Annotated in this window: 18 protein-coding genes; 12 read left to right on the plus strand and 6 right to left on the minus strand. The window is 61.2% G+C overall.

The window, feature by feature from the left end; genetic code table 11:
* Positions 1-72: 72 nt before the first annotated feature.
* The 3 genes from phhA (at position 73) to V8689_RS20060 (ending at position 2,512) form a co-directional block, all read left to right on the plus strand.
* On the plus strand, positions 73-864 hold the full coding sequence (gene phhA / locus V8689_RS20050; RefSeq protein ID WP_032895932.1) for a phenylalanine 4-monooxygenase: 792 nt from the start codon (positions 73-75) through the stop codon (positions 862-864).
* Positions 865-962: 98 nt separating this feature from the next.
* Positions 963-1,319 (plus strand): 4a-hydroxytetrahydrobiopterin dehydratase, encoded by a 357-nt coding sequence (locus V8689_RS20055; protein ID WP_003192995.1) that lies wholly within the window; start codon positions 963-965, stop codon positions 1,317-1,319.
* Positions 1,319-2,512, plus strand: coding sequence for an amino acid aminotransferase (locus tag V8689_RS20060; RefSeq protein WP_056786459.1), 1,194 nt, complete (start codon positions 1,319-1,321; stop codon positions 2,510-2,512). Before V8689_RS20055 ends, V8689_RS20060 begins: the two co-directional genes overlap by 1 nt.
* 452 nt (positions 2,513-2,964) lie before the next feature.
* Here the strand turns inward: V8689_RS20060 and V8689_RS20065 are convergent, their stop codons facing one another.
* Positions 2,965-3,774: a UDP-2,3-diacylglucosamine diphosphatase gene (locus tag V8689_RS20065; protein WP_003192999.1), complete on the minus strand. Its 810-nt coding sequence runs from the start codon at positions 3,772-3,774 to the stop codon at positions 2,965-2,967.
* A 137-nt stretch (positions 3,775-3,911) separates the two neighbouring features.
* Here V8689_RS20065 and V8689_RS20070 point away from each other — a divergent pair, with 137 nt between their 5' ends.
* Positions 3,912-4,661, plus strand: coding sequence for a helix-turn-helix transcriptional regulator (locus V8689_RS20070; protein ID WP_056786461.1), 750 nt, complete (start codon positions 3,912-3,914; stop codon positions 4,659-4,661).
* Positions 4,662-4,761: 100 nt separating this feature from the next.
* On the plus strand, positions 4,762-5,643 hold the full coding sequence (locus V8689_RS20075; protein WP_056786464.1) for a DMT family transporter: 882 nt from the start codon (positions 4,762-4,764) through the stop codon (positions 5,641-5,643).
* 2 nt (positions 5,644-5,645) lie between these two features.
* On the opposite strand, the gene V8689_RS20080 is transcribed toward V8689_RS20075, so the two are convergent.
* Positions 5,646-5,933, minus strand: a complete 288-nt coding sequence (locus tag V8689_RS20080) for a SelT/SelW/SelH family protein (RefSeq protein ID WP_056786969.1) — start codon at positions 5,931-5,933, stop codon at positions 5,646-5,648.
* 83 nt (positions 5,934-6,016) lie between these two features.
* On the opposite strand from V8689_RS20080, the gene V8689_RS20085 reads away from it, so the two are divergent.
* Positions 6,017-8,206: a patatin-like phospholipase family protein gene (locus tag V8689_RS20085; protein ID WP_434520585.1), complete on the plus strand. Its 2,190-nt coding sequence runs from the start codon at positions 6,017-6,019 to the stop codon at positions 8,204-8,206.
* A 130-nt stretch (positions 8,207-8,336) separates the two neighbouring features.
* Here V8689_RS20085 and V8689_RS20090 read toward each other — a convergent pair whose 3' ends face one another.
* Together V8689_RS20090 and recQ are read right to left on the minus strand one after the other, a co-directional pair.
* Positions 8,337-8,771, minus strand: coding sequence for a MarR family transcriptional regulator (locus V8689_RS20090; protein WP_003193007.1), 435 nt, complete (start codon positions 8,769-8,771; stop codon positions 8,337-8,339).
* A 121-nt stretch (positions 8,772-8,892) separates the two neighbouring features.
* A complete protein-coding gene (gene recQ / locus V8689_RS20095) occupies positions 8,893-11,022 on the minus strand; it encodes a DNA helicase RecQ (protein ID WP_056786469.1) in 2,130 nt (709 codons plus the stop codon).
* A 276-nt stretch (positions 11,023-11,298) separates the two neighbouring features.
* Here recQ and V8689_RS20100 point away from each other — a divergent pair, with 276 nt between their 5' ends.
* From V8689_RS20100 to V8689_RS20110, 3 genes are all read left to right on the plus strand, one after another.
* The gene (locus tag V8689_RS20100; RefSeq protein WP_044268462.1) at positions 11,299-11,886 is read left to right on the plus strand and encodes a YecA family protein; all 588 of its coding nucleotides are present in this window, start codon (positions 11,299-11,301) and stop codon (positions 11,884-11,886) included.
* A 20-nt stretch (positions 11,887-11,906) separates the two neighbouring features.
* Positions 11,907-12,290: a YbaN family protein gene (locus V8689_RS20105; RefSeq protein WP_019818414.1), complete on the plus strand. Its 384-nt coding sequence runs from the start codon at positions 11,907-11,909 to the stop codon at positions 12,288-12,290.
* A 119-nt stretch (positions 12,291-12,409) separates the two neighbouring features.
* Complete coding sequence (locus tag V8689_RS20110; RefSeq protein WP_056786471.1) at positions 12,410-15,880, plus strand: hybrid sensor histidine kinase/response regulator; 3,471 nt, start codon at positions 12,410-12,412, stop codon at positions 15,878-15,880.
* A gap of 641 nt (positions 15,881-16,521) precedes the next feature.
* Here the strand turns inward: V8689_RS20110 and rmuC are convergent.
* Both rmuC and V8689_RS20120 read right to left on the minus strand, forming a co-directional pair.
* Positions 16,522-17,886, minus strand: a complete 1,365-nt coding sequence (gene rmuC, locus V8689_RS20115; RefSeq protein ID WP_169918249.1) for a DNA recombination protein RmuC — start codon at positions 17,884-17,886, stop codon at positions 16,522-16,524.
* A gap of 175 nt (positions 17,887-18,061) precedes the next feature.
* Positions 18,062-18,385: a hypothetical protein gene (locus tag V8689_RS20120; RefSeq protein WP_034128342.1), complete on the minus strand. Its 324-nt coding sequence runs from the start codon at positions 18,383-18,385 to the stop codon at positions 18,062-18,064.
* 457 nt (positions 18,386-18,842) lie between these two features.
* Here V8689_RS20120 and V8689_RS20125 point away from each other — a divergent pair, with 457 nt between their 5' ends.
* The 3 genes from V8689_RS20125 to V8689_RS20135 all read left to right on the plus strand — a co-directional run bounded on the left by V8689_RS20125 (position 18,843) and on the right by V8689_RS20135 (position 20,575).
* Positions 18,843-19,148, plus strand: a complete 306-nt coding sequence (locus V8689_RS20125) for a hypothetical protein (protein ID WP_056786475.1) — start codon at positions 18,843-18,845, stop codon at positions 19,146-19,148.
* A 441-nt stretch (positions 19,149-19,589) separates the two neighbouring features.
* A complete protein-coding gene (locus V8689_RS20130; protein WP_003193022.1) occupies positions 19,590-19,814 on the plus strand; it encodes a hypothetical protein in 225 nt (74 codons plus the stop codon).
* Positions 19,815-20,092: 278 nt separating this feature from the next.
* On the plus strand, positions 20,093-20,575 hold the full coding sequence (locus V8689_RS20135; RefSeq protein ID WP_044268450.1) for a hypothetical protein: 483 nt from the start codon (positions 20,093-20,095) through the stop codon (positions 20,573-20,575).
* Positions 20,576-20,619 lie beyond the last annotated feature (44 nt).

Raw genomic sequence — 20,619 nt, forward strand, 5'->3', positions numbered from 1 at the left:
CCTGCGCCTATCCGGTTATCAATAGAGGCATCCCAGGACATAACAAGAACGAATGCCTAGCAGGAGAGCCGTATGAAGCAGACGCACTACGTGGCCCGCGAGCCCGATGCGCAAGGTTTTATCCACTACCCGCCCGAAGAACACGCGGTGTGGAATACCCTGATCACTCGCCAGTTGAAAGTGATCGAGGGCCGCGCCTGCCAGGAATACCTGGACGGTATCGACAAGCTCGGCCTGCCCCTGGACCGCATTCCCCAGTTGGGCGAAATCAACAAGGTGCTGGCCGACACCACCGGCTGGCAAGTCGCCCGCGTGCCGGCGCTGATTCCCTTCCAAACCTTTTTTGAATTGCTGGCCAGCAAGCAGTTTCCGGTGGCGACCTTTATTCGTACCCGTGAAGAACTGGACTACCTGCAAGAGCCAGATATTTTCCACGAGATCTTTGGCCACTGCCCGCTGCTGACCAACCCCTGGTTCGCTGAATTTACCCACACCTATGGCAAGCTCGGCCTGGCGGCCACCAAGGAGCAACGGGTGTACCTGGCGCGCCTGTACTGGATGACCATCGAGTTCGGCCTGGTGGACACGCCACAAGGGCGGCGCATCTACGGTGGCGGCATTCTGTCGTCGCCTAAAGAAAGTGTGTATTGCCTGTCGGACGAGCCCGAGCACCAGGCCTTCGACCCGCTGGAAGCGATGCGCACCCCCTATCGCATCGACATCCTGCAACCGTTGTACTTCGTCTTGCCCGAGCTCAAGCGCCTGTTCGACGTGGCGCAGGAAGACATCATGGGCATGGTCGAGCGCGGTATGGAGCTGGGTCTGCACGCGCCGAAATTTCCACCCAAGCCCAAAGCCGCGTGAACCTCACGTTTTAAGGCCAGGTGAGTCTGTTCCCTGGCCCCGCGTTGCTTTAGGGTAACGCCACTGACCTTCAATCATTCGAATTCAGGACACCTTCCATGACCACCTTGAACCAAGCCCACTGCGAAGCCTGCCGCGCCGATGCCCCGCAAGTCAGCGATGAAGAACTGCCGGTGCTGATCAAGCAGATCCCTGACTGGAACATCGAAGTGCGCGACGGCGTGATGCAGCTGGAAAAGGTTTTCCTGTTCAAGAACTTCAAATTCGCCCTGGCCTTCACCAACGCGATGGGTGAAATTTCCGAGGCCGAAGGCCACCACCCAGGCCTGCTCACCGAGTGGGGCAAAGTCACCGTGACCTGGTGGAGCCACTCCATCAAGGGCCTGCACCGCAACGACTTCATCATGGCCGCGCGCACCGACGAAGTGGCCAAGACTGCCGAGGGCCGCAAGTAATGCATTTCGATGCCATCGACCGCGTGCCCGGCGACCCGATCCTCGGGCTGATGGACCTGTATGCCCAGGACGCCAACCCGAACAAGTTTGACCTGGGCGTAGGTGTCTATAAGGACGACCAGGGCCGGACGCCAATTCCCCACTCGGTGAAGCTGGCGGAACAGCGCCTGGTCGAGACCCAAGTGACCAAGACCTATATCGGTGGCCACGGCGATGCAGCCTTCGGCAGCCTGATCAGCGAACTGGTACTCGGCGCCGACTCGGCCTTGCTGCGTGACCGCCGCGCTGGCGCCACGCAAACCCCCGGCGGCACCGGCGCCCTGCGCCTGAGTGCCGACTTTATCGCCCACAGCCTGCCGGGCCGTGGCGTGTGGCTGAGCAACCCGACCTGGCCGATCCACGAAACCATTTTTGCCAAGGCCGGGCTCAAGGTCAGTCATTACCCTTATGTGGGCAGCGACAACCGCCTGGATGTGGCGGCGATGCTGGCAACCCTGTCCAGCGTGCCCAAGGGCGACGTGGTGCTGCTGCACGCGTGCTGCCATAACCCGACCGGCTTTGACCTGTCCCAGGATGACTGGCGCCAGGTGTTGCAGATCGTGCGGGAACGCCAGTTGCTGCCGCTGATCGACTTTGCCTACCAGGGCTTTGGCGATGGCCTGGAGCAGGACGCCTGGGCGGTGCGCCTGTTTGCCGCCGAGCTGCCGGAAGTGTTGATTACCAGTTCCTGCTCGAAGAACTTCGGCCTGTACCGCGACCGCGTGGGTGCATTGATTGTATGTGCGGCGGATGCTGAAAAGCTCACCGATGTACGTAGCCAACTGGCGAATATCGCGCGCAACCTGTGGTCGACGCCGCCGGATCATGGCGCCGCCGTGGTGGCGACCATCCTCGGTGATGCACAGCTGAAAAAGCAGTGGAGCGAGGAAGTCGAGGCCATGCGTTCGCGGATCGCCCAGTTGCGTTCCGGGTTGGTGGAAGCGCTTGCGCCCCACGGCCTGGCCGAGCGCTTTGCGCATATCGGCGTGCAGCGGGGGATGTTTTCCTATACTGGCTTGAGTGCCGAGCAGGTCAAGCAACTGCGCGAGAAGCACAGTGTGTATATGGTCAGTTCGGGGCGGGCTAACGTGGCTGGGGTTGATGCGACGCGCTTGACGTTGCTGGCTCAAGCCATTGCTGACGTCTCCAACTGAAGAAACGCGGTGAAGTGTGGGAGCGGGCTTGCTCGCGAAGACGGCCTAACAGTCAACACAGTTGGACCGGGTACATATCCGTTATTTAGGTAACGGCCACCTAGGGTTCCGCCCTGACGGCGGCTCACTTTTGAAAAGCGCAAAAGTAAGCAAAACGCTCTTGCCCCACCACTCGGCACCTCGCCTAGGCTCGGTGTGCCCGTAATTCGCCAGTGATTTGGGGGGCCGCCGCCACGCGCCATCCATGGCGCGGGGCGGCTAAACCGGCATCCCTGCCGGTTTACCCCCCAAATCACTGGCGAATTCCGGCCAGCGTGGTTTAACGGGGCGCCTGAGATCAAAAGCAGATCAAGATCAAGAGCGGCTCGCTTCGCATCGTGGTTACCGTTGGCTGCTACGACCTACAAAGTTGTGTAGACCTATAGCCATCGCAGGCAAGCCAGCTCCCACCTTTAGCCAGCAACCATTTCAGCCTTGAGCAGTGCCTCTTTAGCCTGCGCATCCGCCAACCGATACAGCTCGATATGCCCATCCCAGTGCTCGATCAAGGCCGTGCACGACTCCACCCAATCCCCGCAGTTGAGGTAATCCACCTCGCCCACCTTGCGAATCTCGGCATGGTGAATATGCCCGCACACCACCCCGTGCAATTCGCGCTTGGTCACTTCGTGGGCAATCGCCTCTTCGAAATCACTGATAAAACTCACCGCTGTCTTGACCTTGTGCTTCAGGTACGCCGACAGCGACCAGTAACCGTAGCCGTACCGCGCGCGCCAGTGGTTCAGCCAGCGGTTCAGCGTCAGGGTGAATTCGTAGGCCGAATCGCCGAGGAAGGCGAGCCAGCGGTGATAGCGCGTGATCACATCAAACTGGTCGCCATGAATCACCAACAAGTGGCGGCCATCGGCGGTGACGTGCACAGCCTCATCCACCAACTGGATATTGCCCAGGATCAGCTTGGAATAGCGGCGCAGGAACTCGTCATGGTTTCCGGTGACGTAGATGACCTCGGTGCCACGCTTGGCCATGGTCAGCAGGCGGCGGATCACGTTGGTATGGGCTTGAGGCCAATACATGCCGCCGCGCATTTTCCAACCGTCGATGATGTCACCTACCAGGTAGACCTTGTCGGCGTGGTAGCCCTTGAGAAAGTGCGACAGGTGTTCGGCCTGGCAATCCCGGGTGCCCAGGTGCACGTCGGAAATCCACAGGGTTCGCACCCGTTGCTTGCGGCTGGGCTTGGTGAACTCGGCACGGGTCATGGGCATCCCTCGACGCTGTTTTGGCGAGCTTGCGCCTTGGCGATTAATAGCCCATGACAAGCGTGCGTCAGTCTGATGACAGCGCCCGTTGCCCGCCAAGCGTTGTAGACTGACGGCTTGCCGCCCTGGAGACCGCGATGAGCCCGACCCTCACGCTACGCCACTACCTCGAAGCGCCCATTGCCCACAGCCATGACCATGCGCAGTTGGTGTTCGGCCTGTCCGGGCACCTGGACCTGGAAGTCGATGGCCGTGGCAGCCAGGTGCGCGAAAGCAGCGTGATGGTGCTGCCCTTCTCCACCCACCACGCCTGCATCAGCCGCGACGGCAGCCGCTGCCTGGTGCTGGATGTGCCGACTGAGCACTGGATGGTGCAATCCTTGGGCGAACATGCCGACGCCAGCCGCCGCTTGCTCGACCAACCCGCGCGCCTGGCGCTGGATGCCCGGCAACACCAGTTGGTGCAGTGGCTGGCACAGAGCCCGGTGCAAGACCCACTGATCGTCCAGCAAGGCGCCGTGTTGTTATTGGCCAGCCTCAACCATCCCCTGGCCCAACCGCTGCCGGGCCGGCGCCTGCCTTACGCGGCGTTCAATGCCCATATCGAGCGCCATGCGGCGCGCCCGCTGCAGGTGGCCGATTTGGCGCGGATTGCCGATTTGTCCGTGCCGCGCCTGCATGCGCGGTTTATGGCTGAATGCGGGCAGACGCCGATGGACTATCTACGCAGTCGTCGCCTGCACATGGCCCTCACGCTTTTACGCGAAACATCCCTGCCCATCGGCGAGATTGCCGAGCGCGTCGGCTACGCTTCGCAAAGTGCATTTTGCGCGGCCATGCTACGGGCGTTTGGCGCCTCGCCCGGGGCGTTGCGTCGGGCGGGCTAGCAAGAGTCTTGCGCTAAAAATCACCCGGCCCGCGACAGACGCCCACCCGTCAACCCTCTAGACTGCGAGGCTGTCACCCCCTGTTGGATCAAGGATCGCAATGACTCCCCGCTCAGCCCTTGGCGCCCTGCATATCGGCGCATTGATGTTTGGCCTCACCGGTGTATTCGGCAAGCTGGCGGCGGCCTCCCCCGCCATCATCGTATTTGGCCGGGCGGCGTTTGCCGTGCTGGCGCTGGCGGTGTTTGCGCGCTTTGCCAGCAATGCTCCGTGGAAGCGGCTGGAGATGCGTGACTGGCGCCGGTTGCTGGTCAGCGGTGTGTTGTTGGCCGCCCATTGGGTGACGTTCTTTATTGCCGTCAAGGTCGCGGGCGTGGCTGTGGCGACCTTGGGGTTCACGGCCTTTCCGGCTTTTACCGTGATCCTTGAAGGATTGATCTTCCGCGAGCGTATTCGGGCCAACGAAGTGCTGCTGGTGGTGCTGGTCACCGTTGGCCTGGTGCTTGTGACCCCGGACTTCAATCTCGCCAGCGAGGCTACGGGCGGGCTGCTGTGGGGTATCGCCTCGGGCTTGTTGTTCTCGTTGTTGTCGCTGAACAATCGCGCGAGTTCCGGGCGCATTCCTGCGGTACAGGCCGCGCTGTGCCAGAACGTCGTGGTCGCCGCGCTCCTGCTGCCCGTGGCCGCGCCGGGGCTGGCGCAGGTGCGTGGGATAGATTGGCTGTGGATCGGGCTGCTGGGGGTGTTCTGTACCGGCCTGGCCCATAGCCTGTTTGTCGCCAGCCTCGCGGTGATCAAGGCGCGCACCGCGTCGGTGGTGTTTGCCATGGAGCCGGTCTACGGCATCACCGTGGCCTGGCTGCTGTTTGCCGAAACCCCGACCCTGCGCATGCTGCTGGGCGGCGCGTTGATCATCGTCGCCATCGTGCTTTCGGGCCTGATGGGCAGCGCTAGCCAGGCCAAGCAACCGGCGCCGGCCTGACTTCAGACGGTACGGTCGTTATGCCCGAGGTCGCGCTGCGGGTCGATCTGGTCGCGCACTCGCTGCTTGAGCACCTTGGCCTCGGGAAAACCGCCATCGGCCTTGCGCTCCCAAATCTGCACGTCATCACAGGTGATGCGAAACGCGCCGCCAGTGGCCGGTTCCAGCGCCACGCGCCCCAGGTCATCGGCAAAGGTGCTGAGTAGCTCCTGGGCCAGCCACGCGGCGCGCAGCAACCACTGGCACTGGGTGCAATAGGTGATAACGATCTCGGGTTTGCATGCAGACATCATTAAGCGGCTCCTGGCGTAACAGGCTCAGCGAATCGGGTGGCTATAATAGCGGCCTTTGTCGCCCAGCCACGAGATTGATGATGCGCCGCCTGCTGTCTTGCCTGTTCCTGTGCCTTGTCCCCCTACTTCCCGACTCTGTAGAAGCCCCCCGCCCAAAAATCGGCCTGGTGCTGTCTGGCGGTGCCGCCCGTGGCCTGGCGCATATCGGCGTGCTCAAAGCGCTTGAGGAGCAAGGTATTCATATCGACGCGATTGCCGGCACCAGCATGGGCGCGGTGATTGGCGGGTTGTACGCATCGGGCTACAAGATCGACGAACTGGAGAAGTTGGCGCTGGGGATCGACTGGCAGCAGGCCCTCTCCGACGCGCCCCCGCGTGAAGACGTACCGTTTCGGCGCAAGCAGGATGACCGGGATTTCCTGGTCAAACAAAAACTCAGTTTCCGCGACGATGGCAGCCTCGGCCTGCCGCTGGGTGTGATCCAGGGCCAGAACCTGGCGTTGCTGCTGGAAAGCATGTTCGCCCACAGCAGCAACACGCGTAACTTCGACAAGCTGCCGATCCCCTTCCGCGCCGTGGCCACCGACATCACCACCGGCGAAAAAGTGGTGTTCAGCAAAGGCCACCTGCCCCAGGTGATCCGCGCCAGCATGTCGATCCCCGCGGTGTTCGCCCCGGTAGAGCTGGATGGCCGCCTGCTGGTGGACGGAGGCATGACCGACAATATCCCGCTGGACGTGGCGCGGGAGATGGGCGTCGATATCGCTATCGTGGTCGACATCGGCACCCCGCTGCGCTCACGCAAACAACTGGCCACCGTGGTGGACGTGCTCAACCAGTCCATCACCCTGATGACTCGGCGCAACTCCGAGGAACAACTCAAGGCCCTGGCCCCCAAGGACGTGTTGATCCAACCGCCGCTGGCCGCTTATGGCGTCACCGATTTCGGCCGCGCCAAGGACATGATCGATGCCGGTTACCGCGCCACCCGCGCCCTCGACGTACGCCTGGCACACCTGCGCCCTGCCGAACCCATCGACGCCGACCTGATAGCCGCGCGCACGCCGGGGGAGCGCACCCCGGTGATCACCGCGATCCAGGTGGAGAACGACTCCAAGGTCAGCGACGACGTTATCCGCTACTACATCCGCCAGGGGCTGGGAGAACCGCTGAACCTGGGCCGGCTGCAATCGGACATGGGCACCCTGTACGGCTTGGATTACTTCGAGCAGGTGCAATACCGCGTGGTAAAAAAAGGCCAGGACAACACCCTGGTGATCAGTGCACGCGGCAAGCGCAGCGGCACCGACTACCTGCGCCTGGGCTTGAACCTCTCGGACGACATGCGCGGCGACAGCGCCTTCAACCTCGGCGCCAGTTACCGCGTGAACGGCATCAACCGCCTCGGCGCCGAATGGCTCACACGGGTGCAGATTGGCGATCGGCAGGAACTCTACAGCGAGTTCTACCAACCCATGGACACCGGCTCACGCTACTTTGTGGCCCCCTACATCAGGGCCGAGGCGCAGAACGTCGAGCTGATCCTGGACAACGACCCCATCTCCGAATACCGCCTGGAACGCTACGGCTTTGGTTTGAACGTGGGCCGGCAGATCGGCAACAGCGGCGAGATCCGCTTTGGCGTGGGCGAAGCCTGGGGCAAGGCGGACGTGCGCATTGGCGACCGCGACCTGCCGAGCGTGAGCTTCAGCGAAGGCTTCTATGAACTCAAATACTCCTTCGATTCCCTGGACAACGTGTACTTCCCCCACAGCGGCGAAGACATCGGCCTGGCCTTTCGCGAGTTCGAACCCGGCCTGGGCTCGGACCAGCGCTACCGCCAATGGGAGTTCAAACTGGACAAGGCCATGAGCCACGGCCCGGACACCCTGATACTGGGCGGCCGCTATGGGCGCACCCTGGATGATTCGGATGTGGTGATTTCCAGCTTCCTGCTGGGGGGCGCACGGCAATTATCGGGCTTTCGCCAGGATGCGATTTCGGGCCAGAACATCAGCCTGATGCGCGCGGTGTATTTCCGCAGGCTCACCCCGCGCTCTTACCTGCCACTGGACTTCCCGTTGTACCTGGGTGCATCCCTGGAACGAGGCCGGGCGTGGAACAACGATAACGAGTTCGACAGCGGTTATATCAACGCCGCGAGTATTTTCCTGGGGTTTGATACGCCCTTGGGGCCGCTGAATTTCAGCTATGGGTTCAATGATGATAATCAGAAGGCGGTGTACTTGAACCTGGGCCAGACGTTCTAGGAAAGGATTGCCAAGGACTTTTGTAGGAGCGAGCTTGCTCGCGAAAAATCCACAGACGCCGCGTTTATTCAGGAAGTCCGCGTTATCGTTGACGTTTTTCGCGAGCAAGCTCGCTCCTACATGCTGCAGATCAGGACTTTTCCAGGTTCGCCAGGATGTGTTCATGCACCCGCATGCACACCCGCAGGTCTTCCTCATTCACCCCCACGAACAACTCATGGCGCAACGCCGTGGCGATGGTTTCGATCTGGTCGATCAGCGGTTGGGCGGTGTCGCACAGCAGGATGCGTTTGGCACGACGGTCTTCCACCACGGCTTGGCGTTGCACCAGGCCCTGGCCTTCCAGGCTGTCGAGCAGGCGCGCCAGGGTGGGCCCTTCTACGCCGACACTTTGGGCCAATTCACGCTGGGTGGGCGCTTCGACAAAACGGGCCAGGTGCAGCAGCACCAACCAGCGCGCCTGGGACAAGCCCAGCCCCGCCAGGCGGCGGTCCAGTTCGGCGCGCCAACCTCGCGACATTTGCGCCAACTGCATGCCAAAACGGTGTTGATCGGTTAACGGCATAAAAAACTCGTGTTTAAGACTGAAAATAAAGTATGGCTAATTATTAGTCAGCTAAGCATGAGCCCTGCCCGTAGGCAAGGCCCGCTATGTACTGATTCGTTACATTGTCGTAATTGGCACACTAAATTTCGAATTCAGACTGCAAAGCGGCACGCACGCAGTACAAAACGCCTTCCGGAACACGCCCGGTAAACAACGACGCAATCTCCGTGACAGCTGGCAATTCGCCTTCTCCATCGAGAAAGGCGTCCTGGATTTCACCGAGCAAATCCTCAGGCAAATCAAGGGCCTGCTCCAGGGACAATTGCTGCTTGCCGATGGCTTCGGCGAGCAAGGTGTACACGTTTTTTTCCGAGCATTGCAGCTGGCCGGCGATCTGGATCGGGGTCATGCCGGCACGGGCCAGGCTGATCAGTTCGTGGCGAATATCGGCGATTTCCTTCGGCGCTTCGGCATGGCCGCCGAGCACTTCCAGGAAGGCCTGGCCGTAGCGCTCCAGTTTGCGCGCGCCCACACCGCTGACCCGGGCCATCTCGGCCATGGTGGTGGGCTGCTCGCGCAGCATCTCCAGCAAGGTGGAGTCGGGGAAGATGACGTAGGGTGGCACGCTGTGCTCCTGCGCCAGTTTGCGCCGCAGGGTGCGCAAGGCTTCCCATTGCTCGCGCTCCTCGCCCCGCACCAGTTGGCTGGCCTGGCTGGTGCTGCTGCTTTTGGCAGTGGTCTGCGGCTTGAGGTCACGGCGCAGTTCCAGGCTCACTTCGCCCTTGAGCAACGGCCGGCAACTGTCATTCAGGCGCAGCCCGCCGTAGCCTTCGATATCGATGTCGACCAGACCACGGGCAACCATCTGGCGAAACAGCGAACGCCACTCACCTTCGGCGCGGGCTTTGCCGACACCGTAGACCGAGAGTTTTTCATGGCCAAAGCTGCGGATTTTTTCGTTGTCCTTGCCCAGCAGAACATCCACCAGATGGCCCACGCCATAGCGCTGGCCGGTGCGATAGATCGTCGACAACGCCTGGCGCGCCGGTTCGGTGGCGTCCCAGGTTTGCACGCCATCGATGCAGTTATCGCAGTGGCCGCAGGGTTCAGGCATGTCTTCGTCGAAATACGCCAGCAGGGTCTGGCGGCGGCAGCGCGTCTCTTCGCACAACGAGAGCATGGCGTCGAGCTTGTGCTGTTCCAGGCGCTTGTGGCGCTCGTCGCCCTCGGAGTTCTGCAGCATCTGCTTGAGCATCACCACGTCTTGCAGGCCGTAGACCATCCAGGCATCCGCCGGCAGGCCATCGCGGCCGGCACGCCCGGTTTCCTGGTAATAAGCCTCAAGGGACTTGGGCAGGTCCATGTGCGCCACGAAACGCACGTTGGATTTGTCGATGCCCATGCCAAAGGCAATGGTCGCCACCATGATCAAGCCTTCCTCGTTGAGGAAGCGTTTTTGGTGCGCTGATCGCGTTTCATTGGGCAGGCCGGCGTGGTAAGGCAGCGCCGGGTAGCCTTGCTCACAGAGGAACGCGGCGACTTCGTCGACTTTCTTGCGCGACAGGCAGTACACGATGCCCGCATCACTGCGCCGCTCGGACAGGAACGCCAGCAACTGCTTGCGCGGCTGCTCCTTGGGCACAATGCGGTAGAAAATATTGGGCCGGTCAAAACTCGACAGGAAGCGCTCGGCGTTCTGCAAATGCAGGCGCTCGACGATCTCTTCGCGGGTCCGCTTGTCGGCGGTGGCGGTCAGGGCAATGCGCGGCACATCGGGAAACAGTTCGGCCAATTGGCCAAGCTGCAGGTATTCGCGACGGAAATCGTGACCCCATTGCGACACACAGTGGGCTTCATCGATAGCGAACAGGGCGATCTCAAGGCTCTGCAAAAAGGCCAGCATGCGTGGCTGCACCAGGCGCTCCGGCGCCAAGTAAAGCATTTTCACCTCGCCACGCTTGATACGGGCGGCCAGGTCGCGCTGCTGCTCGGCGCTGAGGGTGGAGTTCAACGACGCGGCGGCGACCCCGAGTTCTTCAAGGGTGGCGACCTGATCGTCCATCAGTGCAATCAGCGGCGACACCACCACGGCCAGGCCATTGCGCAACAGCGCCGGCACCTGGAAGCACAGCGACTTGCCACCACCGGTAGGCATCAGTACCAGGGCATCGCCGCCACTGGCCACGCGCTCAATGATCGCACCCTGGCGGCCACGAAAACTGTCGTAGCCGAAGATGTCCTTGAGGACGCGTTGAGCCTGCTCGAGCATGTAAAACTCCAAAATGGTGCCGAAATCCCTCTATACAGGCTGGCCGAAAAAATCCGCGTTCACGAAAAATAATCCGTAAGCGAAGTTTTCCCGGATTGGCGCTGGGCCTGCAGGGGCATCACAAAACGCGGCAGTATACCCGAGCGTTATCCACCAAAGGGCGCGACTGACGAATAGACGCACCAGGCTAAAACCGGGCAAATATGCCGTGCGGCTGGCCTGGGCGCTCAAGAAAGCCTAGAATTCAGCATCGTTTATTCCCAAGGTAGCCCTTCAATGTCCTTCGCTGAGCAACTAACCCGCCTGCAAGCCTTCCTCGACGCCGATGAGCTGCATGACGAGGCGCTGGACTACGTGGCCGCCCACGGCTACCTGACCGCCCTGTCGATCTGCTCCGACCCCGTCCCGGACCGTGAATGGATCGACGCGCTGTTCGCTGAAGAGCCTCACTACAGCGACGACGCCCAGCGCGAAGAAATCGAATCCACCCTGCTCGCCCTCAAAGCGCACATCGCCCGCCAACTGGCCTCCGACGAAGAGTTCGAGCTGCCGTGCGAGCTGGACCTGGGCGACGATCCGGATGACTCCGACCTGCGCGGCTGGTGCATCGGTTTCATGGAAGGCGTGTTCCTACGCGAAGCCGCCTGGTTCGAAACCGCCGAAGAAGAAGTCAGCGAAATGCTGCTGCCGATCATGGTCGGTTCGGGCCTGTTCGAAGAGGAAGCAGAATTCTCCGACATCGCCGCCGACGCCAACCTGATGGACGACATGATCGTGCAGATCCCGGAAGCCCTCACCGCGCTGTACCTGCTGTGCAACGCGCCTGACGAAAAACCGGCGATCCTCAAGCCACGTCACCACTGAGTCGCTTGCCCGTGGCACCCATGGGCAACCGTCCACTGCTCCTGCGCTACGCGCTGCTGGCCATCGGCTGGCTAAGCGTAGCGCTGGGCGTCATCGGCATTTTCCTACCTGTGCTGCCGACCACGCCCTTCCTGCTACTCGCCGCCGCCTGCTTCGCTCGCAGCTCCCCGCGCTTCTACCACTGGCTGGTGGAACACCCGCGCCTGGGGCCGTGGGTGCGCGACTACCTGGACGGCAATGGCATCCCGCTCAAAGGCAAGGTCTACGCCATTGGCTTGATGTGGTTAAGCATCTCGATCTCCTGCTACCTGGTGCCACTGCCGTGGGCACGGGGCTTTATGCTGACCAGTGCGGTGCTGGTGACGATCTACATCCTGCGCCAGAAAACCCTGCCGCCACGCTGAGCACCGCCTGCGACATTCGATCCCACACGACCTTGGTCGACACTGACTAACACCAGGCATCATGCGAGACTGTCCAACCGGGCCTGGAATGCCCGGGTGTTCTTATGCTCGGAGTTACCATGACGCTGTCCAGCGGGCTGATCGCCGCCGTTGCCCTGGCCTATATGGCCACTATGTTTGCCATCGCCTTTTACGGTGACCGCCGCCATGCGCCGCTGCCACCGCGCGTGCGTGCGTGGGTGTATAGCCTGTCGCTGGCGGTGTACTGCACCAGCTGGACCTTCTTCGGCGCCGTAGGCCAAGCGGCCGAACAACTCTGGGCATTCTTGCCGATCTACCTGGGCCCCGTGCTGTTGCTGGTGCTGGCACCCTGGGTGCTGCAGAAGATGATCCTGATCAGCAAACAGGAAAACATCACCTCCATCGCCGACTTTATCGCCGCCCGCTACGGCAAGTCCCAGTCCCTGGCGGTGGTGGTGGCGCTGATTTGCCTGGTCGGCGTGCTGCCCTATATCGCGCTGCAGCTCAAAGGCATTGTGCTGGGCGTGAACCTGCTGATCGGCGCCGGCCCCGACACCACCGGCACCCGCGCCCAGGACACGGCCTTGATCGTGTCGCTGGTGCTGGCGCTGTTTACCATCGTGTTCGGCACACGCAACCTCGACGCCACTGAACACCACCGCGGCATGGTGCTGGCGATTGCCTTTGAGTCGCTGGTCAAGCTGTTCGCTTTTCTCGCCGTCGGTGCGTTTGTCACCTACGGCTTGTACGACGGTTTCGGCGACCTGTTCAGCCAGGCCATGCTCGCCCCGCGCCTGGAGGAATACTGGAAAGAGACCATCAACTGGCCATCGATGGTGGTACAGACCGGCGTCGCCATGATGGCAATCATCTGCCTGCCACGACAATTTCATGTGACGGTGGTGGAGAACATCGACCCCCAGGATTTGCGCCTGGCCAAGTGGGTATTCCCGGCCTATTTGATCCTCGCGGCACTGTTCGTAGTGCCCATCGCCCTGGGCGGCAAGATGCTGTTGCCCAGCTCAGTGCTGCCGGACTCCTATGTGATCAGCCTGCCGATGGCCGAGGCCCACCCGGCCCTCGCGGTGCTGGCGTTTATTGGCGGTGCGTCGGCGGCCACTGGCATGGTGATCGTGGCGAGCATCGCCTTGTCGACCATGGTCTCCAACGACATGCTGCTGCCGTGGCTGTTGCGGCGTTCCAGCGCCGAGCGGCCATTCGAAGTCTTCCGCCACTGGATGCTGTCGGTACGCCGGGTGAGCATTGTGATCATCCTGCTGCTGGCGTACGTGAGCTACCGCCTGCTGGGTTCTACCGCCAGTCTGGCGACCATCGGCCAGATCGCCTTTGCCGCCGTGACTCAACTGGCCCCGGCGATGCTCGGCGCACTCTATTGGAAGCAGGCCAACCGGCGTGGTGTGTTTGCCGGTTTGGCCGCCGGTACCTTCCTGTGGTTCTACACCTTGGTGCTGCCGGTGACGGCGAAAAGTCTGGGCTGGTCGCTCAACCTTTTCCCCGGCCTGACCTGGATGCATTCCCACCCGTTCGGGCTGTCGGTGACGTCGCTGACCCTGGGCACCGTGTTCTCCCTGGCAGGTAACTTCACCCTCTTCGTGTGGGTGTCGATGCTGTCGCGCACACGGGTTTCCGAGCACTGGCAGGCAGGCCGTTTTATCGGCCAGGAAATCAGCCAGCGTGCGAGTGCGCGCTCCATGCTGTCGGTACAGATCAGCGACCTGCTCAGCCTGGCGGCACGCTTCGTCGGGGAAGAACGGGCCCAGCAGAGTTTTATTCGTTTCGCCTATCGCCAGGGCAAAGGCTTCAACCCCAACCAAAATGCCGATAACGATTGGATCGCCCACACCGAGCGCTTGTTGGCCGGCGTACTCGGCGCCTCCTCGACGCGGGCGGTGGTGAAAGCGGCGATTGAAGGGCGGGAAATGCAACTGGAGGACGTGGTCCGTATCGCCGACGAAGCCTCGGAAGTGCTGCAGTTCAACCGCGCTCTGTTGCAAGGTGCCATTGAGAACATCACCCAGGGCATCAGCGTGGTGGACCAGTCGCTCAAGCTGGTGGCCTGGAACCGGCGTTACTTGGAACTGTTCAACTACCCGGACGGCTTGATCAGCGTTGGCCGACCCATTGCAGACATCATTCGCTACAACGCCGAGCGCGGCCTGTGTGGCCCCGGTGAAGCGCAAGTGCACGTGGCGCGTCGCCTGCACTGGATGCGCCAGGGACGTGCGCACACCTCCGAGCGCCTGTTCCCCAATGGCCGGGTGATCGAGTTGATCGGCAACCCGATGCCCGGCGGCGGGTTTGTCATGAGCTTCACCGACATCACCGCGTTCCGCGAAGCCGAACAAGCGTTGACCGAGGCCAACGAGGGCCTGGAGCAGCGGGTGACCGAGCGCACCCATGAACTGTCACAACTGAACGTGGCCCTCACCGACGCCAAAGGCGTGGCCGAATCCGCCAGCCAGTCGAAGACGCGGTTCCTGGCGGCCGTGAGCCATGACCTGATGCAACCGCTGAACGCTGCGCGACTGTTTTCTGCCGCCCTCTCCCACCAGACCGATGGCCTGTCCGGCGAAGCACGGCAGCTGGTGCAACACCTGGACAGCTCGCTGCGCTCGGCTGAAGACTTGATCAGTGATTTGCTGGATATTTCGCGCCTGGAAAACGGCAAGATCAATCCACAACGCCAGCCCTTTGTCCTCAACGAGCTGTTCGACACCCTGGGCGCAGAATTCAAGGCGCTGGCCCAGGAGCAACACTTGCGCTTCCGCTGGCGCGGCAGCCGTTTGCGGGTGGACAGCGACATCAAGCTGTTGCGGCGGATTTTGCAGAACTTTCTGACCAATGCCTTCCGTTATGCCGACGGCCCGGTGCTGCTGGGCGTACGTCGTCGCAAGGGCGAACTCTGCCTGGAAGTCTGGGATCGCGGCCCTGGCATTGCGCCGGATAAACAAAAGGTGATCTTCGAAGAGTTCAAGCGCCTGGACAGCCACCAGACCCGTGCCGAAAAGGGCCTGGGCCTGGGCCTGGCGATCGCCGACGGCCTGTGCCGCGTACTGGGTCATCGCCTGAGCGTGCGCTCCTGGCCGGGCAAAGGCAGCGTCTTCAGCGTGTGCGTGCCGCTGGCCCGCAACCAGGCCAGCGTGCAACCCAAGCCGCCGGCAGAAACCGGCCTGCCCTTGAGTGGCGCACGGGTGCTGTGCGTGGATAACGAAGACAGCATCCTGATCGGCATGCGCAGCCTGCTCACGCGTTGGGGCTGTGAAGTCTGGACGGCCGCCAACCAGGCCGAATGCGCGGCGTTGCTGGCCGAGGGTATCCGCCCGCAACTGGCGTTGGTGGATTACCACCTGGACCACGGCGAAACCGGTACCGAGTTGATGGGCTGGCTGCGTGCGCAACTGGCCGAGCCGATTCCCGGTGTGGTGATCAGTGCCGATGGGCGACCGGAGATGGTGGCCGAGGTGCATGGGGCGGGGTTGGATTACTTGGCCAAACCGGTGAAGCCGGCGGCGTTGCGGGCGCTGTTGAGCAGGCATTTGCCCCTGTAACGGCATAAGCATCCGCACAACTTCGGTATGACGCCGAAACCGTGGCGAGGGAGCTTGCTCCCGCGACGACCTGTCAGCCGGTGCCTATCTCCCTGAGGCACTGCGATCCAAATGTGGGAGCTGGCTTGCCTGCGATGGCGGCCTAACAGTCAACACAGTTGGACCGGGTACATATCCGTTATTTAGGTAATGGCCACTTAGGGTTCCGCCCTGACGGCGGCTCACTTTGCAAGAGCGGCAAAGTAAGCAAAGCGCTCTTGCCCCACCACTCGGCACCTCGCTTAGGCTCGGTGTGCCCGTAATCCGCCAGTGATTTGGGGGGCCGCCGCCACGCGCCATCCATGGCGCGGGGCGGCTAAACCGGCATCCCTGCCGGTTTACCCCCCAAATCCCTGTCGAATTCCGGCCAGCGTGGTTTGACGGGGCGCCTAAGATCAAAAGCAGATCAAGAGCGGCTCGCTTCGCATCGTGGTTACCTTTGAGCGCTACAGAGTTGTGTAGATAGCTATGCTTATGACGGGGCTGAACTCGATCTATGCGTGGGAGCGGGCTTGCTCGCGAAAGCGTGATGTCAGTCAGCACATCTAATACTGAAACACCGCTTTCGCGAGCAAGCCCGCTCCCACAATTTCGACCCGTGTTTATTCTGGGAGATGCGCCACGCCATCCGAATCGGTCATTGCCCGCTCCAGCAGATCCGCCGGCAAGCTCTTACTTGCACGGGCGCCGAGCAACCTTAATTGCTCGGTACGGCTGACCAGGTTCCCACGCCCATCCGTCAGCTTGTTGCGCGCCGCGCTGTAGGCCTTGTCCAACTGTTGCAGTCGGTTGCCCACTTCGTCCAGGTCCTGGATAAACAGCACGAACTTGTCATACAGCCAACCGGCACGCTCGGCAATTTCCCGGGCGTTCTGGCTCTGGCGTTCCTGCTTCCAGAGGCTGTCGATCACGCGCAGGGTGGCGAGCAAGGTGGTGGGGCTGACAATCACGATATGGCGGTCGAAGGCTTCCTGGAACAGGTTGGGCTCGGCCTGCAATGCGGCAGAAAAGGCAGCCTCGATCGGTACGAACAGCAGCACGAAATCCAGGCTGTGCAAACCTTCAAGGCGCTTGTAATCCTTGCCGGCCAAGCCTTTGACATGATTGCGCAGGGACAGCACATGCTGCTTCAAGGCGGCCTGGCCAATCACCTCGTCATCCGCCGCGACGTACTGTTGATAGGCGGTCAAGCTGACTTTGGAGTCGACCACCACCTGCTTGTCGCCCGGCAACATGATCAGCACGTCAGGCTGGAAACGCTCGCCATCCGGGCCTTTGAGGCTGACCTGGGTCTGGTACTCACGGCCCTTCTCCAGGCCCGCGTGCTCCAGCACCCGCTCAAGAATCAGCTCACCCCAGTTGCCCTGGGTTTTCTGGCCCTTGAGGGCGCGAGTCAGGTTGGTGGCTTCGTCCGACAAACGCAGGTTCAATTGCTGCAGGCGCTCAAGCTCTTTGGCCAGGGAAAAGCGCTCACGGGCTTCGTTCTGATAGCTTTCTTCGACGCGCTTCTCGAAGGACTGGATACGTTCCTTGAGCGGGTCGAGCAGTTGACCGAGGCGTTCCTGGCTGGTCTCGGCAAAGCGTTGCTCACGTTCGTCGAAGATCTTGCCGGCCAGTTCGGCAAATTGCGCACGCAGCTCGTCTCGTGAGCCTTGCAGGTCTGTGAGGCGCTGCTGATGACTCTCTTGCTGCTCGCGCAATTCGGCGCTCAGGGCTGCGGCCAAGGCGTCGAGGCGCCGCAGTTCGGTCTCCTTGGCGCTGCGGTCGAGGTTCCAGGCGTGCGCGGCGTCGCGGGCGTTATCGCGGTCGATCTGCAACAGCTCGACTTCACGGCGCAGCGCCGCCAGGTCGGCTTGCTTGGCGGCATTGGCCTGGCTCAGGTCACTGATCTCATCGCGGCTGGCGTCCAGTTGGGCGGCGAGCCCTTCCTGGGCCAGTTGTGCGGTCGCCAGGCGTTCCTCCAGCAGCTCCCAGCCGGTGGTGCGTGCGGTCAGGCGCCGCTGGAGTTGCCAGCACAGCGCCAGTAGCGGCACGGCTGCGCCCACAAGACCCAAGGCGATACTGGTCCAGTCAAACACCATAGCCATTTCTGCCATCACCGAAAAAGATCAAGGGTAACCAAGCCTAAGGCCGGAGGACAGCTCAGTCTTCGACCTGGCCCAGTTCGCGCTGGGCGCGACGGTCGCCGGCGCGAGCAGCCGAACGCAACAAATCGTGGCCGATGCGCCGGTCACGGGCGTTTCCGCACTCGCGGCACATCAGTTGGCCGAGACGGCTCTGGGCAGCCACCACGCCTTCGCGGGCAGGCTGCTTGAGCAAGCGGCCGGCGAGATGCTTGATATTGGTACTCTGCCCCAGGCGCGGGCTGTCGAGCAGCCACAAAGCAACCTTCAAGGAAAAACGCTTGGGCGCGGTAACAGTTTGGGGCGTGTCGGTAACAGAAGGTGATACTGAGCGAAACTTCATAAAGCACTGTGGGGCAGAACGGAAGGCGCGCCACTCTACTCTTTTTTTCGTACAGGTAAAGCTGAAAAAACCGTGCACGCCCGTCCTAGAGCAAGCGCTCGGGACAATCCACAGAAGCTGTGGATAACTCAGTGGACAACCCCCCGTGAACAGGCGCAAAGCCCCATGGAACGGGGGCCGCGGTCAAACTGACGATTTTTTCACCAATAAAAAAAAGCGAGATTTTTCATTGACTTAAATTTTGATTACAGGCAAATGGGCGCACTTGCACACCAGTGACAGCTGGGTTACACCCTTGGCCACGAATGTGCACAAGTCCCGATCTGCTGGTTATATCGTCGGCGTTTTTTGATTCAACACCGGTTAAACATGTTACTGAGCGGGCAAACCCTAGGCCTTTTCAAATCTGCCTCGGCTCGCCACACTGCGCCACCGACAATACAAACCAGTAGGGCCGATGAAAGGAATTCTGTTATTCGCCGGGCTGCTGCTGGCCATCTGCGCGACCTCGCTTGGGATCAATGCCGCGCTCCCCTCGCCGGACGGCGCACTGTTTGCTATTGCTATCCTGCTATCGGCCGCCTTTACCGCCGTGATCCTGTGCATCGAACTCAGTGATGGCAGAATCAACGACATGGGCGATGTGATCCGCATGATCGAGACCGGTCAGTCCTTGCGACTGACACTCGCCGCCTACGGGCTGGGATGCGCCCTGGCTGCGGCCATCACCGTGCTGGTGTATCGCGAGTTGCTCGGCGGCTGAACAATTTTTTTGCAGTCGGCCTTCCCTTCCCCGTTTCAATCCGTTACTATCCGCGGCGTTAGTACCAAGCTGAAAGTCAATTCTGGTCGAACACGTCCCCTGAACCACATGGGATCGACCACCTCGATGGTTTCCAGGTATTCCTTGCGACGACACTGCCTTTGAACAAGCAAAGGGTGGCGCGAAGTTCCAATACTCTGACCGAACCAACCTGCAAATTGATCAGGATCTTCACCCCGGGCCCAGAACCTTTGCCCCTGTTGTGTTGCCTGCCCTCCTAAGTACCTACCTGCCAGCCCAAGCGCGCCTAATTTAATAGCGCTTCAAACTGGCTGCTTTGTTCCAGTCGGGTTCTTCGTTTGATCAATGGTGATCAGCGTTACTGGAACGTTTTAACGTTGCACGGTTCTTATCCGTGTCATTTGTAGGAACACCAATAATATGAACGCTCAAATCCACACTCAGGATGCCATTCGCACCCTCACCAACGCTTTTGCCCCAATGAACTGCCTGATCATGGCCGCTCGCAAAGGCTGCTTCAGCTTCACCCTGGTCAACGAACACGGCATCGCTCGTCACAGCGAACGCCTGTATCCCGATCAATACTCCAGCGCAGAACCGCTGCAGGCCGTGATCGATCGTACCCGTCAGGCACTGACTGCCTGATCGACCCGCGTCGCTGAAACTCAAAAAACCCTGTTTGAATAACAGGGTTTTTTATTGCCTGGAATTTGGCCTTGAGCCCGTGGCGCTAAGTACAGAACGATATAAACCTTATAACCGATTGCAGAAGATGTTTTAAAAACAGTCCTTTACATCGTGAATATGACACTACACTTCAACTCAAGCGGCATGATCCGCTTACGACGGGCCTGAGATCCGATTCACCGCTGCCAAGCTCCCCTTCTCAGGCTCGTCCACTCTTTGCAAGGACTGAGGCTCGTATGGGTATTGCCGCCAGTGAATTGTGTCGTTATGTGATCAGGCCGACGCTAATGTACCTCGGCCGTCACAGCCCAACAGCCGAATCCTTGCTGCTGGGCATTGCCGCCAGCCAGTCCGAACTGGGCTCGGCACTGCATGACCGGCGCGGCCATGGCCTCTACAGCATCACCGAACCACGCCACCGCGCCCTCTGGGATGGCTACCTGGCGCTGGACCCGGAACGCGCCAGCCTGGTGCGCGGGCTGGCCAGCCAACATGCGTTCCTCAGCGCGCCCCAGTTGGAGTTGACGGTAAACCTGCGCTACGCCACGGCGATCGCCTGGCTGCTGGTGGAACAACATCGTCCTGCCCTGCCCGCGCCCGGCGATGTATTGGCCATGGCGCGTATCTGGAAAGAAATATTCCACCCCCAGGGCCGCCTGCGAGATTTCACCCAAGCCTGGCAAACCTGTGTAAGCCCAATGAAACAGGCAACTTGTTGACCGGGCAAATTGCAAGATTCGCCAAAAAACAGCAATTTTGGTCG

The organism is Pseudomonas sp. AK181, assembly GCF_051122975.1.
Taxonomy (GTDB): domain Bacteria; phylum Pseudomonadota; class Gammaproteobacteria; order Pseudomonadales; family Pseudomonadaceae; genus Aquipseudomonas; species Aquipseudomonas lactis.

Bases quoted from the DNA above. Each gene is read 5' to 3' on its own strand.
- V8689_RS20125 (WP_056786475.1), top strand. From the start codon at position 18,843: ATGAAAGGAATTCTGTTATTCGCCGGGCTGCTGCTGGCCATCTGCGCG.
- V8689_RS20090 (WP_003193007.1), bottom strand. From the start codon at position 8,771: ATGCCGTTAACCGATCAACACCGTTTTGGCATGCAGTTGGCGCAAATG.
- V8689_RS20085 (WP_434520585.1), top strand. From the start codon at position 6,017: ATGCGCCGCCTGCTGTCTTGCCTGTTCCTGTGCCTTGTCCCCCTACTT.
- V8689_RS20065 (WP_003192999.1), bottom strand. From the start codon at position 3,774: ATGACCCGTGCCGAGTTCACCAAGCCCAGCCGCAAGCAACGGGTGCGA.
- V8689_RS20100 (WP_044268462.1), top strand. From the start codon at position 11,299: ATGTCCTTCGCTGAGCAACTAACCCGCCTGCAAGCCTTCCTCGACGCC.
- V8689_RS20110 (WP_056786471.1), top strand. From the start codon at position 12,410: ATGACGCTGTCCAGCGGGCTGATCGCCGCCGTTGCCCTGGCCTATATG.
- V8689_RS20130 (WP_003193022.1), top strand. From the start codon at position 19,590: ATGAACGCTCAAATCCACACTCAGGATGCCATTCGCACCCTCACCAAC.
- phhA (WP_032895932.1), top strand. From the start codon at position 73: ATGAAGCAGACGCACTACGTGGCCCGCGAGCCCGATGCGCAAGGTTTT.
- V8689_RS20075 (WP_056786464.1), top strand. From the start codon at position 4,762: ATGACTCCCCGCTCAGCCCTTGGCGCCCTGCATATCGGCGCATTGATG.
- V8689_RS20070 (WP_056786461.1), top strand. From the start codon at position 3,912: ATGAGCCCGACCCTCACGCTACGCCACTACCTCGAAGCGCCCATTGCC.
- V8689_RS20060 (WP_056786459.1), top strand. From the start codon at position 1,319: ATGCATTTCGATGCCATCGACCGCGTGCCCGGCGACCCGATCCTCGGG.
- V8689_RS20120 (WP_034128342.1), bottom strand. From the start codon at position 18,385: ATGAAGTTTCGCTCAGTATCACCTTCTGTTACCGACACGCCCCAAACT.
- V8689_RS20055 (WP_003192995.1), top strand. From the start codon at position 963: ATGACCACCTTGAACCAAGCCCACTGCGAAGCCTGCCGCGCCGATGCC.
- V8689_RS20080 (WP_056786969.1), bottom strand. From the start codon at position 5,933: ATGTCTGCATGCAAACCCGAGATCGTTATCACCTATTGCACCCAGTGC.
- V8689_RS20105 (WP_019818414.1), top strand. From the start codon at position 11,907: ATGGGCAACCGTCCACTGCTCCTGCGCTACGCGCTGCTGGCCATCGGC.
- recQ (WP_056786469.1), bottom strand. From the start codon at position 11,022: ATGCTCGAGCAGGCTCAACGCGTCCTCAAGGACATCTTCGGCTACGAC.
- V8689_RS20135 (WP_044268450.1), top strand. From the start codon at position 20,093: ATGGGTATTGCCGCCAGTGAATTGTGTCGTTATGTGATCAGGCCGACG.